This is a genomic window from Sphingomonas sp. (assembly GCF_035998645.1).
Lineage (GTDB): Bacteria > Pseudomonadota > Alphaproteobacteria > Sphingomonadales > Sphingomonadaceae > Sphingomonas.
On record NZ_DASYHL010000003.1, the window covers coordinates 356,634 to 372,737 of the forward strand.

General features: G+C 66.0%; 14 protein-coding genes. 10 read left to right on the top strand and 4 right to left on the bottom strand.

Annotation, left to right across the window (positions count from 1 at the left end; all coding sequences use genetic code 11):
* Positions 1-15 precede the first annotated feature (15 nt).
* Complete coding sequence (locus VGN66_RS05560; protein ID WP_327517864.1) at positions 16-1,167, bottom strand: mandelate racemase/muconate lactonizing enzyme family protein; 1,152 nt, start codon at positions 1,165-1,167, stop codon at positions 16-18.
* Between the two features lie 149 nt (positions 1,168-1,316).
* Here VGN66_RS05560 and VGN66_RS05565 point away from each other — a divergent pair, with 149 nt between their 5' ends.
* Entirely contained in the window at positions 1,317-2,051 is a 735-nt protein-coding gene (locus VGN66_RS05565; RefSeq protein ID WP_327517865.1) for a FadR/GntR family transcriptional regulator, read from the top strand.
* Positions 2,052-2,057: 6 nt separating this feature from the next.
* On the opposite strand, the gene VGN66_RS05570 is transcribed toward VGN66_RS05565, so the two are convergent.
* Positions 2,058-2,414: an L-rhamnose mutarotase gene (locus VGN66_RS05570; protein ID WP_327517866.1), complete on the bottom strand. Its 357-nt coding sequence runs from the start codon at positions 2,412-2,414 to the stop codon at positions 2,058-2,060.
* An 89-nt stretch (positions 2,415-2,503) separates the two neighbouring features.
* On the opposite strand from VGN66_RS05570, the gene VGN66_RS05575 reads away from it, so the two are divergent.
* The 9 genes from VGN66_RS05575 to VGN66_RS05615 all read left to right on the top strand — a co-directional run bounded on the left by VGN66_RS05575 (position 2,504) and on the right by VGN66_RS05615 (position 13,040).
* On the top strand, positions 2,504-3,682 hold the full coding sequence (locus VGN66_RS05575; RefSeq protein ID WP_327517867.1) for an aldose 1-epimerase family protein: 1,179 nt from the start codon (positions 2,504-2,506) through the stop codon (positions 3,680-3,682).
* Complete coding sequence (locus VGN66_RS05580; RefSeq protein WP_327517868.1) at positions 3,679-4,419, top strand: SDR family NAD(P)-dependent oxidoreductase; 741 nt, start codon at positions 3,679-3,681, stop codon at positions 4,417-4,419. Before VGN66_RS05575 ends, VGN66_RS05580 begins: the two co-directional genes overlap by 4 nt.
* A gap of 11 nt (positions 4,420-4,430) precedes the next feature.
* Positions 4,431-5,624: a CoA transferase gene (locus tag VGN66_RS05585; RefSeq protein ID WP_327517869.1), complete on the top strand. Its 1,194-nt coding sequence runs from the start codon at positions 4,431-4,433 to the stop codon at positions 5,622-5,624.
* On the top strand, positions 5,621-6,748 hold the full coding sequence (locus VGN66_RS05590; RefSeq protein WP_327517870.1) for a carbohydrate ABC transporter substrate-binding protein: 1,128 nt from the start codon (positions 5,621-5,623) through the stop codon (positions 6,746-6,748). Before VGN66_RS05585 ends, VGN66_RS05590 begins: the two co-directional genes overlap by 4 nt.
* A complete protein-coding gene (locus VGN66_RS05595) occupies positions 6,745-7,515 on the top strand; it encodes an enoyl-CoA hydratase/isomerase family protein (RefSeq protein ID WP_327517871.1) in 771 nt (256 codons plus the stop codon). The genes VGN66_RS05590 and VGN66_RS05595 overlap by 4 nt, the downstream gene beginning before the upstream one ends.
* A gap of 9 nt (positions 7,516-7,524) precedes the next feature.
* Positions 7,525-8,481 carry a D-glycerate dehydrogenase gene (locus VGN66_RS05600; protein ID WP_327517872.1) on the top strand — a complete coding sequence of 319 codons (957 nt, stop codon included), beginning with the start codon at positions 7,525-7,527 and terminating at the stop codon, positions 8,479-8,481.
* Entirely contained in the window at positions 8,465-9,268 is an 804-nt protein-coding gene (locus VGN66_RS05605) for a kinase (protein WP_327517873.1), read from the top strand. The genes VGN66_RS05600 and VGN66_RS05605 overlap by 17 nt, the downstream gene beginning before the upstream one ends.
* A 62-nt stretch (positions 9,269-9,330) precedes the next feature.
* Positions 9,331-10,968, top strand: a complete 1,638-nt coding sequence (locus VGN66_RS05610) for a rhamnogalacturonidase (RefSeq protein ID WP_327517874.1) — start codon at positions 9,331-9,333, stop codon at positions 10,966-10,968.
* Positions 10,965-13,040, top strand: a complete 2,076-nt coding sequence (locus tag VGN66_RS05615) for a glycoside hydrolase family 2 protein (RefSeq protein WP_327517875.1) — start codon at positions 10,965-10,967, stop codon at positions 13,038-13,040. Before VGN66_RS05610 ends, VGN66_RS05615 begins: the two co-directional genes overlap by 4 nt.
* A 289-nt stretch (positions 13,041-13,329) precedes the next feature.
* Here VGN66_RS05615 and VGN66_RS05620 read toward each other — a convergent pair whose 3' ends face one another.
* The gene (locus VGN66_RS05620) at positions 13,330-15,315 is read right to left on the bottom strand and encodes a right-handed parallel beta-helix repeat-containing protein (RefSeq protein WP_327517876.1); all 1,986 of its coding nucleotides are present in this window, start codon (positions 15,313-15,315) and stop codon (positions 13,330-13,332) included.
* A gap of 14 nt (positions 15,316-15,329) precedes the next feature.
* Positions 15,330-16,058 (bottom strand): SDR family oxidoreductase, encoded by a 729-nt coding sequence (locus VGN66_RS05625; RefSeq protein ID WP_327517877.1) that lies wholly within the window; start codon positions 16,056-16,058, stop codon positions 15,330-15,332.
* Positions 16,059-16,104: the final 46 nt, after the last annotated feature.

Consider the following 16,104-nt stretch of genomic DNA (forward strand, 5'->3'; position numbering starts at 1 on the left):
GGATTGAGCTAGACGTCATTCGGAAACAAGCGGGCGCTCCGGCACCAGCCGCAGCCCGGCCTGACGCGGGCGCCGGTGCGGCCCGCCCTCGCTGCTCCAGCCCGCGCCGCTACCGCTTCCGATCACCGCCTCGTCTACGATGATGCCAAGGCCGGGTGCATCGCCAAGCCGGATGCCGCCATCGCCGATCTGCTGATCGACCGACAGGCCAACCGGCCAGTTCAGATCCTGTACCTCAATCCCGATCATGTTGGGCAGTGCTGCGGCGGCATGCGCGATCGGGTTCGCGTCATAGCCGACCGGGGAGACGGGCAGGTTGCGCGAATGCGCCGCCATCGCGACGCGCAGGAAATGGGTGATGCCCCAGACGCTTCCGGCCTGAACGACATCGACTGCCCCGGCATCGAACAGCGGCAAGAATTGGTCCAGCCCCGTCAGATTTTCGCCGGTCGCGACCGCCGCCCGGCATGCGCGGGAAATCGCGGCATGGCCCGCCGCGTCCCAGCGGCGCACCGGCTCCTCTATCCAGGTCAGGTCGATCTGCCGTTCGATCTCGGCAAGGTGGCGCACCGCCTGTTTGACGTTCCACGCTTCGTTCACGTCCAGCATCATTGCCGGGCGCTCGCTGTTTGCGGACAGGATCTCACGCGCGGCCAGCAGGCGGGCGATGTCGCGATCGAGATCCTTGCCGCCCTTGATCTTGGCCGAGGAAAAGCCGTGATCGGCCCAGGTCCGGTAGTGTGTGGCGAACGCCTCGTCCTCCAGCCCGTAGCACAGGCCGGATGCATAGCCGGGCACGAACCGGTCGAGCGCGCCCAACGTGCGCCACAGCGGTTCGTCCGCCATCTTGGCCTTGAGGTCCCACAGCGCCATGTCGACCGCCGCGATCGCGCCATAGGTGGCACCGGCATGGCCGCTCTTGAACACATGCGCGAGCATCGAATCGTAGAGGGCCGTCACTGCGCGCGGATCCTGTCCCTCGACTGCCGGAAACACGCGCGCAATGTCGGTATGCTGGCCCAGCCCGACGCCGGTCAGCCCCCCGTCGGTTTCGATCAGCAGGATCGGCACTTCGGTGACGCCTGCTTTGACGACGCCGTTGACGTCGCCGACGGGGCGACCCCAGTCGTGAACCGTCGTCAGGCTGCGATATCCGGTGATCTTCATATGCGACTGGCATCCCCCGCACGGGCGCTGCGTCGCCCGGCATTTAAACATAGTATGTATGATCTTTAAAAATCTGCAAGCCCTTGACGCTTTGGTGGTTGCGGCTCCATCGGTTGGGCCAGCATGATTTGGGTGAGCGAGAAGGACGAATGAACACTGAGCCGCCTGTCGCGCCGCAGCGCCTTCGCCGCCGCCCGCGACTTTCGACCGCAGTGGTCGAGGATCTGGTCAATTCGATCGTGATGGGGACCTATCCGATCGGCACCGCGCTGCCGCCCGAGAATATCCTGTGCGATATCTATGACGTCAGCCGCACGGTGGTGCGCGAAGCGACCACCGCGCTGACCGAAAAGGGGCTGGTCGTGTCGCAGCAGGGGCGCGGGACGATCGTGCGTGACAGCCGGGCGTGGAACATGCTCGACCCGATGATCCTCTCCGCCCTGTTCCAAGGTGAGGACGGGCTGCGCTATCTCGACAATCTGTCGGAAGTGCGCAGCCTGCTCGAATCGGCGATGGCGGCGAAGGCTGCGGCGAACGCGACGCCCGAATCGCTGACCGAGCTGACCGCGCAGATCGAAAAGCTGGAAGAGCTGGTGCCGATGCCGTCGGCCTATGTGCATGAGGATCTGAAGTTCCACGACATCATCATGCGCATGTCCGGCGACCGGCTGAGCAAGGCGATCATCGACGGCATCCAGTCCGAAGCGCTGCGCACGCATGGCTATTCGGGCAAGCTGAGCGTTGCGCATGTACGTGCGACGCAGGAAGCGCATCGCAAGGTCTATGAGGCGATTGCTGCTGGCGATCCCGACGCGGCGGCCCGCGCGATGCGCGAGCATATTGCCGGGTCGTGGGAAAAGCGCCGCGCACAGCCGCGCGGCTGATCCCGTTCAGGGCTGCTCGGGAAGGGCGTAGATCCGCTCCATCTCGACCCAGGTCTGATCCGGGGCGCAGGGCAGGGGCCGTTGGAAGCTCGCCATCAGCGCGTCCCACGCCGCGACATCAGGATTGGCCGAGTCGCGTGCGCGCTTCGTCTCCGCGTCTGGGGCGTGGTCGGTGTCCTGCTCCATCAGCATGAACATGCGGTCGCCGACCAGCCAGATCTCCAGCGCCGTCACCCCGTCCGCCCGGATCGCCGCGGTTACGGCAGCGGGCGGGCCGCCCGGCGCGTGCCATTTGCGATAGGCGGCGATGCGGTCGGAATCGTCATGCAGGTCGACGGCGAAGCAACGGCGGACAAGTGGCATTTCAGAAACTCCGTGCGGTCTCGATTGACGCGGGCACTCACCCTGCCCTAAACATCATACGTCTGACAACATAATGACGGAGCGGATGGGTGCCACAGCTATATGGCGAACGCATGTCGCGGCGCGACCTTGCGGCACGATCCGGGGCGCTGTCGCAGTTTGCCGGGGTGCGCCTGTCGACGCTGGGCGACGGGGTCGAGCGCGGCGTCCGCTGCCTGGAGTTTCGCACCGGATCGGGCCTGCGCTTCACCGTGCTGGTCGATCGCGCGATGGACATTGCCGAATGCGAGCATAATGGTCGCGCCGTCGGCTGGCACTCGCCGTCCGGCTTCCGCAACCCCGCGCTGCATGAGTATGAGGGCGAGGGCGGGCTTAGCTGGTTCCGGTCGATGTCGGGCCTGCTGATCACGTGCGGCCTCGACCACACATTGTTCATGCACGACGACCCGGCGGGCCATTATTTCTATGGCCCGCGTGAGAAGGTGTCGTCCTCGCTGCACGGCCGCGTCGGGACAATCCCTGCGCGACTGACCGGCTATGGCGAGACGTGGAACGGCGACGAGTGCGTGCTGTGGGCCGAGGGGGTCGTCCAGCAATCGACCGTGTTCGGCGAGGATCTGCACCTGATCCGGCGGATCGAGGCGGATGTCGGTGGCGATGAAATCCGGCTGATCGACCGGGTGGTCAACCACGGTTTCTACCGCACGCCTCACATGTATTGCTACCACATCAATGTCAGCCATCCGGTCGTCGCGGAAGGGTCGCGCTATGTCGCTCCGATCCGGGACGTGATCTGGGCGGCACATGCCGACAGCTACCGCGATCAAGGGACCGGATACCGCACCTTCCCTGCGCCGATCGTCAATTTTCACGAACAGGTGTGGCAGCACGACATGGCGCCGGACGCCGCGGGCAAGGTCAATGTTGCGGTGGTCAATGAGGCGATCGGGTTCGGGTTCGAGGTCGAGACGCGCAAGGATCAGTTCCCCGCCATGTACGAATGGCAGAACCTGCATGCCGGTCACTATGCCGTGGGGATCGAGCCATCGACCAATCATGTTATGGGCAAGGAGTTCGCGCGCGAGCGTGGCGAGCTGATCTGGCTCGAGCATGGTGATGAGCGCCGTTACGACAGCGTGTTCCGCATCCTGCCGGACGCGGACGCTGTGGCCGATGCTGTGAAGCGGATCGAGGGTGTCGCGCGACAGCCTGAGGACGAATATCCGACGCCTTCGGGCATTTACCCGCCGATCGGGGGCGTCAAGTGAAGGGGCGGGTCGTCCTCTACACCGGTGCGGCCGGCGGGCTGGGGCTCGCTACCACATTATTGCTGCTGGAGCGCGGCGCGCGGGTGGTCGCGATCGACTACGACACGGCCAAGGTTGCGGCGTTGCAGGACGCAGCGGCGGGAAAGGGCGAGCTGATCGTCTCGACCGCCGACCTGTCCGACCTCGCCGGGTTTCGCGCAACGCTTGACCGGCTGGTCGCGCAGACCGGCGGGTTCGACATCGTGATCAACAACGCCGCGATCTATCCCTCCAAACCGTTCGAGGATTATTCGATCGAGGAGCACCAGGCGGTGCAGCGCGTCAATGTCGATGCGGGCATCGTCGCGGTGCAGGCGGCGCTGCCGGGAATGCGCGCCAAGGGCTTTGGCCGGATCATCAACGTGTCGAGCATCACCGTGTCGGGCGGCTGGGCGAATCTGTCGCCCTATGTCGCGTCGAAGATGGCGCTGATCGGGCTGACGCGAGCCTGGGCGCGCGAGTTCGGACCCGATGGCGTCACCGTCAATGCAATCGCGCCGGGCGCCTTTCCGACCGACGCCGAGAAGATCCACCCCGACCCCGAAGGCTATAGCCGCATGGTGCTCGACGCCCAGTCGATCAAGCGCCGTGGCACCGCCCATGACATCGCCAACGCCATCGCCTTTTTCGCGAGCGAGGAGTCCGGTTTCATCACCGGCCAGACGCTGCACGTAAACGGCGGTTGGACCATGAACTAGAAGGACTTCCTGTGCAGAATATCCTGAGCGGCATTCGCGTGCTCGACTGTTCGATCGCCATGGCCGGGCCGTTCGCGGCGCAGCGCATGGGCGACATGGGCGCCGATGTGGTCAAGGTGGAGCCAGTGACCGGCGAATGGCAGCGCCATGCCCCGGCGGGCGGCGCGACCGGCAATGAAGTGTGCGTGTCGTTCCTGGCGCTCAACCGCAACAAGCGCAGCCTTGCGATCGACCTCAAATCGCCCGAGGGCAAGGCGCTGTTGCTGGAGATGGTCAAGGACGCGGACGTGTTCCTGCAGAATTACCGCCCCGGCGTCGCCGAGCGGCTGGGGGTCGATTACGCGACGCTGTCGGCGATCAACCCGCGGCTGATTTATGTGTCGATGTCGGGTTATGGCGAGGATGGGCCGTACCGCTTCTATCCGGGTCAGGATTTGTTGCTGCAGGGCATGTCGGGCGCGATGTTGTCCGCCGGGGTCGCGGGCGCGCCGCCTTCGCCCGCGGGCCAGTATCTGGTCGATGCGATCACCGCCTATTCGGCGTTCGAGGGCGCACTTGCGGCGCTGTTCCACCGCGAACGGACCGGCGAGGGACAGCTGGTTCAAGTCAACATGCTCGACGCGATCACGACGATCCAGATGCAGGAATTGTCGGTGTTCACTGTAGGCAACAAGCCGCAGTCGCGCTCGACCGAGCCGCATGCGCACAGCTATATCCGCGCGCCCTATGGCGTGTTTGCGACCGCTGATGGCCATATGACGCTGGCGATGGCGCCCTATGCCAAGCTGGCCGAGCTGTTCGATGACCCGTTCTTTGCCACGCTCGACGACCAGCGCGATGGCTGGGCGATGCGCGACGAGATTTTCGCCAGGGTGCGCGAGAACTTGCTGACGCGGACGACGGCGGAGTGGCTGGCGGCGATGCGTGAGCGCGATATCTGGGCGGGGCCGGTCTATGGCTATGCCGAGCTGGTCGACGATCCGCAGATCGCGCACAACGGCACCTTTGTCGAATATGACCATCGCACCGAAGGCCGGGTCAAGGTGCCGGGCTTTCCGATCCGCTTTTCCAAAACGCCCTCGACGATCGAACGCGGCGCACCGTTGGTCGGCGAGCATAGCCGCGACGTGCTGCGCGAAGCCGGGGTCGACGAGGCGCGGATCGACGCGCTGATTGCGGCGGGCGTGGTCAAGCAGCACGCATGAGCGCGCCCGGAGCCTCGGAAGCTGTTTGGCGCGGCCTGACCTGGGATCATCCGCGCGGATTTAATGCGTTGGCGGCGGCAGCGGCGCAGGCTGAGGGGCTGTCGCTGCATTGGGATAAGCATCCGCTCGAAGGGTTCGAATCACATCCGATTGCCGATCTGTGCGCGCGCTATGACCTGGTCGTGCTCGATCATCCGCATGTCGGGGAGGCGGTGGCGGCGGATTGCCTGGTGCCGGTCGAGGCGCTGTTCGCGGCAGACGAGATTGCGGGCTGGCAGGCGGCGGTCGCCGGACCATCGCTGGCGAGCTATCATTTTGCGGGCCAGCATTGGGCGCTACCGCTCGATGCGGCGACACAGGTCATGGCCTATCGCAGCGACCGGATCGATGCGCCGCCGGTGGCGTGGGTCGAGCTGCCGGCGCTGAGCCAGCGCCGCGCGGTCGCGCTATCGCTGGCCGGACCGCACGCGATCCTGAGCTTTCAGTCGGTGTGCGGGGCATTCGGTGCGGCGCGATCAGGCGACGCGTTCATGGATCGTGCGATCGGGCGTGAGGGCTATGCGCTGATGCTGGCGCTGACCGGCGACGTCACGGTGAAGGCGCAGGCGCTGAACCCGATCGCGATGCTGGGCGCGATTGAGCGGGGGGAGGGGATTGACCTGTGCCCGCTGATCTATGGCTATGTGAATTATGCGACGCGCGGCGTCGAGTTCGCCGATGCGCCGCGCGGGCCGGATGGGCGCATCGGATCGACGCTGGGCGGGACCGGGATCGGCGTGTCGAAGCGATGTGCGGTGACGCCCGCTTTGCTTGACCATCTGCGCTGGCTGATGTCGGAGAGGGTGCAGCGGAGTTTTATACCGCAGCATGAGGGCCAACCGGCCCTGCGCGCGGCGTGGCAGGATGCGGCGGTGAACGCCGCCACCGGCAACTTCTTTGCCGCAACGCTGGCGAGCGTCGAGCAGGCGCTGCTGCGGCCCCGCCACGACGGGGCGATCGCGTTTCAGACCGCAGCCTCGGCGCGGTTGCGCGCGGCGCTGATCGCGGGCGCGGCGGCTGATCCGGTGCTGGACGATCTTGAAACCCTGTACCGCACCCATCATCCGGCAGGAGCCGAGACATGACCCAAGACCTGCTGTTCGATGTGGCCGACCATGTCGCCACGATCACGCTCAACCGCCCGGCGAAGTTGAACGCACTGACGCCGGAGATGGCGGCGGCGCTGATCGCTGCGGTGGCCGAATGCAATACGAGCGATGCGGTGCGCTGCGTCGTCATCATTGGCGCGGGGGAGAAGGCGTTTTCCGCCGGGTCCGATATCACCACGCTGGATGGCTATGCGACGCCATGGGACTTCCGCAACCGCGACGATTACTGCGATGCGCTGCGTGCCTGTCGCAAGCCGGTGGTGGCGGCGATCAATGGCTATGCGCTGGGCGGCGGGCTGGAGACGGCGATGGCCGCCGACATCCGCATCGCCAGCAGCAATGCGCGCTTCGCTGCGCCGGAGATCAAGCTCGGCTGGATCGGCGGTGGCGGGATGGCGGCGGGGCTGACCTATGCGATGGGGACGTCCAACGCGGCGATGATGCTGCTGACCGGCGACATGATCGACGCCGAGCAGGCGCTGGCGTGGGGGCTGGTCAGCGAGGTTGTCGCGCCCGATGCGCTGCTGGCCCGCGCGCAGGAGATCGCCGCGACGATCGCATCGCGCGCGCCGATCGCGGCGGAGACGGGCAAGCTCAACCTGCGCGCCGCGCACACCATGCCGTGGGAAAAGGCGATCGAATATGAGCGTGACCTTCAGGCGATCTGCTTCGCCACGGAGGATGCGCAGGAGGGGCGCGCAGCGTTCGCCGAAAAGCGCGCGCCGGTGTTCCGGCGGCGCTAGGGTGGCGGGATGACCAAGCCCCGGATCCTGCTCACCCGTCGCTGGCCCAACGCCGTCGAGGCGCGGCTGGCTGCCAGCTATGACATCACGGTCAATGCGGGCGATGTGCCGATGGACGCTGCGGCGCTGGCGCAAGCGATGCGTGACTATGATGCGTTGTGCCCGACTGTGACCGACCGGATCACGCGCGAGATCATCCTGACCGAAGGGTGCCGAGCCCGGATCATCGGCAATTACGGCGCGGGGTTCGAACATATCGATCTGGGCGCTGCGCGCGAAGCGGGCGTCGCCGTGACCAACACGCCCGATGTGCTCACCGATGCGACCGCCGACATCGCGATGACGCTGATCCTGATGGCGACACGCCGTGCGGGCGAGGGGGAGCGCGAGTTGCGCGCGGGCGCGTGGAGCGGGTGGCGGCCGACGCATCTGCTGGGACAGTCGCTGCGCGGGAAGGTTCTGGGGCTGGTCGGCTATGGCCGGATCGCGCGCGCGGTGGCCGAGCGTGCGCGGGCGTTCGGGCTGGAGGTCGCGGTGCATAGCCGCAGCCGGGCCGAGGACGTGCCGGTTGCTACCTATCACGCGACGCTCGACAGCCTGTTGCGCGTTGCCGACATCGTGTCGCTCCACGCGCCGGGGGGCGCGGCGACGCGGCATATGATCGATGGTGATGCGCTGGCGGTGATGAAGCGCGACGCCGTGCTGGTGAACACCGGGCGTGGGACGCTGATCGACGAGGCGGCGCTTGCCGTCGCGCTGGCGGATGGCGTGATCGCTGCCGCGGGGCTGGACGTCTATGCCGATGAGCCGCGCGTGCATCCGGCGCTGATCGAGCTCCCGAATGTCGTGCTGTTGCCGCATCTGGGCTCCGCGACGCGCGAGACGCGCGAGGCGATGGGGATGAAGGTCGCGGACAATCTCGACCGGTTCTTCGCCGGGGAAGCGCCGCTTGATCGCGTCGCTTGAGCCGGTCGCGCAGGCGATTGCGGGCTGGCTGGACGCGGCGCGCGGGCCGCTGATCCTCGGCATTTGCGGGGCGCAGGGGAGCGGCAAGTCGACCCTGGCCGCGGCGCTGGTCGCGCGGTTTGGTGCGGAAGGCGTGCGCGCGGCGACGCTGTCGCTCGACGATCTGTATCTGGGACAAACTGCGCGGGCCGAGCTGGCGCGCGATATCCATCCATTGCTGGCGACGCGCGGGGTGCCGCTGACGCATGATGTCGCGGCGGGATGTGCGATCCTCGACGCGGTCAAGGCGGGCGTGCGGGTGCAATTGCCGCGCTTCGACAAGGCGAGCGATGCGCCGCTGCCGACCGACGCCTGGGATGCGCCGGGGGTGCTGGACCTGTTGATCTTTGAGGGGTGGTGCGTGGGTGCGCGGCCGGAGCCAGCCGCCGAGCTGATTGCGCCGGCCAACGCCCTTGAGCGCGACGAAGACCCTGAAGGGATTTGGCGCACGGCGGTGAATGCCGCGCTGGCGGGGCCGTATCGCGCCTTGTTCGAGCGGATGGATCGGCTGGTCCTGCTCGCCGCGCCCGACTTTGCGATCGTGCGCCAGTGGCGCGGCGAGCAGGAGGCTGCGTTGCGGGAGCGGTTGCGCGCGGAGGGACGTGACCCGGCGCTGGCGATGGACGAGGCGGCGCTCGACCGGTTTGTGCAACATTATGAGCGCCTGACTCACGCGATCCTGCGGACGATGCCCGGTGAGGCCGACGTCACGCTCCACCTCGACCGCGACCGGAGTCTGAAAACCTGACTTACAGGTTGCGTCCCGCTGATCGGTCAGTCATCATACAACAAACGATGATGGGAGAGGACATGCTGGAGAGCCAGGCCGAGTTCGGGCGGCGTGCGGCGCTTGTCGGGATCGGGGCCGCCTTTGCCGCGGCGGCGACGCCGGTGCGTGCAACCGGGGCGCTGACCGGGTTTCACAATGTCCGCGACTATGGCGCGAAGGGCGATGGCAAGGCGATCGATTCGGTCGCTTTCAAGCGCGCGATTGATGCTGCAAGCGCGCAGGGCGGGGGTACCATCGTCGTGCCGCCGGGGCGCTATCTTTGCTTTTCGATCCGGTTGCGCAGCCGCATCACGATCGTGCTGATGCCGGGATCGGTGATCGAGGCGGCCAATCCCGATACGCATGCCGGGCAATATGACCTGCCCGAAGGGGTGTGGGAGGAGCAGTTTGTCGATTACGGCCTCGCCCATTTTCACAACAGCCTGATCTATGGCGACGGGGTTAGCGACGTCGCGATCATCGGTCAGGGGCTGATCCATGGGCTGGGTCTCGACCGCGCCGGGCCGCCGCAGGGGTGGCACGGCATCCCCGGCTGGAAATCGCCGAAGGAGCGGGGGCTGAGCGCGGATGCGGCGCGGCGCGCCAATCCCGAAGAGATGAAATATGAAGGGCGCGGCAACAAGGCGATCGGCCTGATCCGCTGTCGCAACGTGTTGCTCAAGGATTTCTCGATCCGGCAGGGCGGGCATTTCGCGTGCTACGTGATCGGCTGCACCAATGTGCGGATCGACGGGCTGACCGTCGATACCGACCGTGATGGGATCGACATCGACTGCTGCCGCGATGTCCGCGTGACCAATTGCGTGGTCAACGCGCCCAAGGACGACGCGATCGTGCTCAAGAGCAGCTATGGCCTCCAGGAAGCGCGGTTTTGTGAGGATGTGCAGGTCATCGGGTGCAAGACCAGCGGCTATCTGCTCGGCACCTTGCTCGACGGGACGTACCAGCGCTCGCCCTATCTTTCGACCGACAAAGTTGGGGTGCTGGGGCGGATCAAGCTTGGCACTGATTCCATTGCGGGGTTCCGCAACGTCCTGATCGCCGACTGTATCTGTGAGAATACGCGCGGGCTGCAGCTGGGGGCGATCGATGGCGGGGTGCTCGAGGATGTGACGTTTCGCGACATCAACCTGATCAACCCGGTCAACCACCCGATCTTCCTGCGCCTGTCCGCGCGCAACCGCGCGCCGCGCGGGGCGGGGGTGGCGAAGGTGCGGCGGGTGCGTTTCACCGACATTCAGGTGTCAGGGGCGCGGCGCGAGTATCCGTGCGGGGTGGTCGGCATCCCGGATGGGATCATCGAGGATGTGAGCTTTCGCGGCGTGCATGTGCAGGCGGCGGGCGGCGGTACGGCGGAGGACGCGGCGCGGCAGGTGCCCGAGCGGCGCACGTCCAGCCTGGAGCCGAGCTTTATGGGGACGCTGCCCGCGCACGGGCTGTACGCCCGGCATGTCCGCAACCTCAGCCTGACCGATCTGAGTTTCGACACCGCAACCCCTGACGCGCGCCCGGCGATTGCGCTGGAACATGTCGATGGGGCGGTGACCGGGGGGCTGACCAGCCCCAAGCCGCGCGACGCGGCGATCCGCGCCGATGCCGCGTGCCGCAATATCGCGGTCGGCGCGGTGCATGTTTTTGCCAAGGAGGCACAGCCATGATGACCTTGATCCGACGCGGCCTGCTAGGCCTCGCGCTGCTGGCGGCACCGGCCGCAATGGCCGATGAGGCGGTGCCGCTGAGCGAGGGCTGGCGCTTCGTCAAGGAAGACGTCCGCGGCGCCGAACGGCCCGGTCTGGACGATGTGCGCTGGGCGCGGGTCGCGGTGCCGCACACCTATAATGCCGAGGACTCCGGGATTGGCGGGGCGAAGGCGCGTGGCGAGCCGGAGGGCGTCTATTATCGCGGTCCCGCCTGGTACCGGCTGAAGATCGACCACACGCCGCGCGCGGCGACCCGCTATCTGCTGCACTTCGGTGGAGCGACGCTGAAGGCCGATGTGTGGCTGAATGGTGAGAAGGTGGGCAGCCATGCGGGCGGTTATGCCGCGTTCCGCTTTGACGTGACCGGCCGGCTGAAGGCTGGCGAAAATCTGCTCGCGGTGCGGGTGGACAATGCGAAGAACCCGCAGATCTCGCCGCTCAACGGCGACTTCAATATCTTTGGCGGCCTGTATCGCGAGGTGACGCTGATCGCGACGCCGCAGCTGCATTTCGACCGGCTCGACCATGCCGGGCCGGGGATCAAGGTGCGGACTGAAGCACTGGGCAAGGCGGGCGCAACGGTCGGCGTGACCTCTGCGGTGGTCAACGACCGCGCGGTCCCCGCGACATTTCAGATCGTCACCCGCATCGCCGATGCGCAGGGGCGGGTGGTGGCGACGCAGCGCAGCCCGCTGACGCTTGCGCCCGGCGCGCGGGGGACGGCGGACCAGCGCTTCACGCTCAAATCGCCGAAGCTGTGGGGGGGGCGGAAGTCGCCCTATCTGTATCGTGTGACCAGTGAGGTCGTCGCGGGCGGCAAGGCGATCGATCGCCAGACCGCGCCGCTTGGCATCCGCACCGTTGCGGTGAAGCCGGACGGGACGTTCCTGCTCAATGGCCAGCGCTACCCGCTGTATGGCGTCAATTTGCAGATGCCGACACGGTTCGGGCGCGGGCCGATCGTGACGCAGGCGGAGATCGACGAGGATCTGAAGATCTTTGACGAGATGGGCGTCACCGGCATCCGCCTGGCGCATATGCAGCACCCGCAGCGCGTCTATGACCGCGCGGATGAGCTGGGCATATTGATCCTGACCGAGGTGCCGCTGATCGACGATCACGACCAGTCGGATGCGTTCCGCGTCAATCTGGTGCAGCAGATGCGCGAGCTGATCGCGCAGACCTATAACAACCCGTCGGTCGCGCTGTGGGGGATCGGCAACGAGATCCGCAAGTCGGATGCGGCGTCGAACCGCATTCTGGCGGACCTCAACAGCACCGCCAAGACGCTCGATCCGCTGCGGCCGACGACCTACGCCCATTGCTGTCTCGACGATAACGACCCGATCGCGCTGCACAGCGATACCGTGTCGTATAACCGCTATTTCGGCTGGTATTGGACCAAGTCGGAGGACATCGGGCCGTGGGCGGACGAGCTGCACGCCAAGATGCCGACGCGCCCGATCGGGGTCAGCGAATATGGTGCCGGCGCGTCGATCCTGCATCAGGAAGACCCGGTGGTGAAGCGGCCGGAATCGAACGGCTATTGGCACCCCGAACAATATCAGACCGACTTCCATGTGAAGCATTGGCTGGAGATGAAGAAGCGGCCGTTCCTGTGGTCGACCTTTATCTGGCTGGGCATCGATTTCCCGTCGTTCAAGCGCAACGAGGGCGATCGTCCGGCGATCAACGACAAGGGGCTGGTGACCGAGGATCGGCAGACGAAGAAGGATGCCTATTACTGGTATCAGGCCAATTGGGCCGAGACGCCGATGCTGCACATCACCAGCCGCCGCGACACCGACAAGCGGACGCAGCAGGTCAAGGTGATGGCGTTCTCGAACCTGCCGAGCATCGAGCTGCGGCTGAACGGCGGGGCGTGGAAGACGGTGCCGGTCGAGGATCGCATGGCCAAGTGGACGATCGAACTGGCCAAGGGCGAGAACCGCGTCGAGGCGCGCGCGCGGACCCCCGATGGCAAGACGCTGACCGACCAGGTGACCTGGCGCTACGCCACCCGGCCTTGAACCCATCTCTCCTCAGGCCCACCGCGCGAACGCCGCGCGGTGGGCATTTTTTGGGGGTGGTGCGTTCCGCTATATCGGCGCAGAGGTTTCCATCGTGCGGCTAAAATAACCAAATAGGTTTCACGTGGAATGGCGTGGAACTGGCGGAAATGCGTGGGTTGGCAGGTCCGGGTAGGCGCGTTTTGCCGGTTCGTCCGAAACGACTGATGCGAACATGTCGCGGGAGAACGCGCCATTTGTCGGCGGCGCGGTTCGCTTCTGTGGGCAGGAATGTCCTGCGATTACACGCTCAGTCGCGCGGACCGGCTGCCTCGATCACCTTTTGCGCATCGGCGGGCCAGTTGCGGTCGGGGATCAGGAAATTGCCGCGTGCGTCGTTGCCGATTTCGGGGAGCCAGCGTCCGCCGGTGCTCATCGAATTGTGCCAGTTGCCCACCGCGCGATTGTCGGTCGAGATCTTGCGGGCGTACATCTTGCCGGCGGTGTTGATGTTGAGCCACTTGCCGCCGGTCTCGACGACATTGCCGGTGACGGTGAAGTGCTTGCTGCCTTCATCCAGATAGATGGCGATGCGGTTCGAGATGTCGAAAATGTGGTTGTTGCGGATCACCGAATTGGGGTTGGCCGACAGATTGTAGATCGCGCCGCCATCCTCATACCACAGCTTCACGCCATGAATGCGGTTCCCTTCGACCAGCGTGTTGCGCAGCGTGGTGGGGGTGGTGAATTTGGGGTTGTGGACATAGCCCTTGGCGTTTTGCTCGTAATTGGGGTTGCCGCCCGCGTCGTTGTAGCCCCAGCCCCAGCCGGTCGCGATCGCGTCATAGGGTGCGTCGCTGATGTCGTTGTGCAGGATCTGTGCGCCGTCGAAATAGGTGGTCAGGATCGCGGCGTTGTCCTTGTAGTCCTGGCTGACCGTGACGAGCGTGTTGTCGGCGATGACGAGGTCGCGGTTGGTGAGGTTGGCGTTGGACGGATGGTGCGCATCGGTGCGCACGCCGCCGGCCATGATCGCCCCGCCCGCGAGCACCGAGAAGCGGTTGCGCGAGACGCGGACGCCGCTGGTTGCGAGGCCGACGCCGGTGAGATGCGCTGTCGGTTCGTTGCCGATGCCGAGTGCGATCTGGCCGAGCTGATTGAAGTGATTGCCCTCGAACGTCACGTCGCGTGCGGCGGAGACCTGAACCGCGGCGGGCATCTGGTGCCATTTGAGGCGCATCGATTCGAACTCGACACAGCCCCAGCCGCATGTTGACCATGCATCCTTCGGCCGGATCGGGGAGACGTCCTTGAGATAGGCGCCGCTCTGCTGATTGGCATAGCCGGTGGGCTGCGACGCGCCGAGCCATGAGCTGTGCGCGAAGGTGATCCCGCGAAAGCTGATCCGCTCGATCGGCGCGTCGGGCGTGCCGCTGATCGACACCAGGGTTTCGAGCGTGGGGACGACGACCTTGAGGTCCTTGATGTCTTCGTCGATCCCGGTGCGCAGGTACAGCTTGCCCGCTTCGGGCTCGATCACCCATTGGTGATAGCGCGCGTGCCAGTCGTTGGTCTTGCCGATGAATTCGAGCGCGTTGACCAGAAACAGGCGCGAATCGTCGGGGAAGATCGGCTTGCTGATCGTGTCATAGCCCCATGTGTTATTGTCCCAGGCGGGCTGGTGCATGGTGACGCGCATGCCGTCGATCGCCTTTACCGGCGAATAGCGGTCGGTGAAGAAGCCGGTTGCTTCCAGCTCCAGCCGGTCGGGCCGGGCGAGCTTGGCGACATAGTCATATTTGGGGTTGGTGATTTCAAAGCCGGTCGGGCCGAACTTCACGTCGGAGGATTTGAGTTCGATCCACGGGCGTTCGGCGACGGTGCCGTTGACCCAGATCTGGCGCGTATCCAGCCCCTTGGGCGTGGCGGCGACATAGATGCGGCGATCGGCGTCGTACGGGGTGAAGTTCGCGACCTCGATGCCCGAGGAGATCACCGGCTTGGCGCCATCGGCGGCGCGCCATTCGACGCGCTTGCCGTTCAACCCGCCATCGGCGCGGCGGAAGACCAACGGGGCGGTCAGGCGATAGGTGCCGTCGGCGAGGAGCACGGTCACGTCCTGCCGCGCATTGTGGGTGCGGACCAAAGCCTGCGCGCGTTCGAGCGTGCGGACCGGGCGGTCCTGTGTGCCCGGCGCGCGATCATCGCCGGTCGGGGCGACATGCACCGTCACCTGCGCCATCGCGGTGGAGGCGGACAGCAGCGCGACGGCGAGGGTCAGCGAGCGTGCGATCATGGGAAACCTCTCCATTAATTCACCCAGCCGCCATCGATGACGCTGGTCGTGCCGGTCGTGAAGGCGCTTTCGTCCGAGGCGAGATAGACGGCGAGCGCGGCGAGTTCATCCACCCGCCCGAACCGGCCCATCGCCTGACGCGCGGTGAATTCGGCATAGGCTTTTTCAAAGTCGCCGGTGTCGTGCAGCCGCTGAATGAGGGACGGGGTTTCGACCGTGCCGGGGCAGATCGCGTTGCAGCGGATGCCGTGGGTGACATAGTCGATCGCGACCGATTTGGTGAGGCCGATCACCGCCGCCTTGGTCGCGCCATAGGCGAAGCGGTTGGCGACCGCCTTGATGCTCGAACAGACCGACGACATGTTGATGATCGACCCGCCGCCGCGCGCGATCATGCCGGGCAGCACCGCGCGGATCATGCGATATTGCGCGGTGACGTTGAGCGCATAGGCGAAGTCCCATTGCTCCTCATCGCAGTCGAGGATGGTGCCAGCATGGACGACGCCAGCGCAGTTGTAGAGGACGTTGATTTCGGGATTGGCGGCCGCAATCGCCTTTACCGCGGCGGCGTTCGTCACGTCGAGCACGCGCAGCTCTGCACCCTCAAGCCCCTCCAGCGCTTCGGCGCGGACATCGGTGGCGATCACGCGCGCGCCTTCGCGGACAAAGGCTTGCGCGGTGGCCCGGCCGATCCCCTGGCCCGCAGCGGTGACCAGCGCGACCTTGCCTTCCAGACGGCCCATCAAACTCTCTCCTAATCGGGACAAGCGGCATGGACAGATGCCGCGA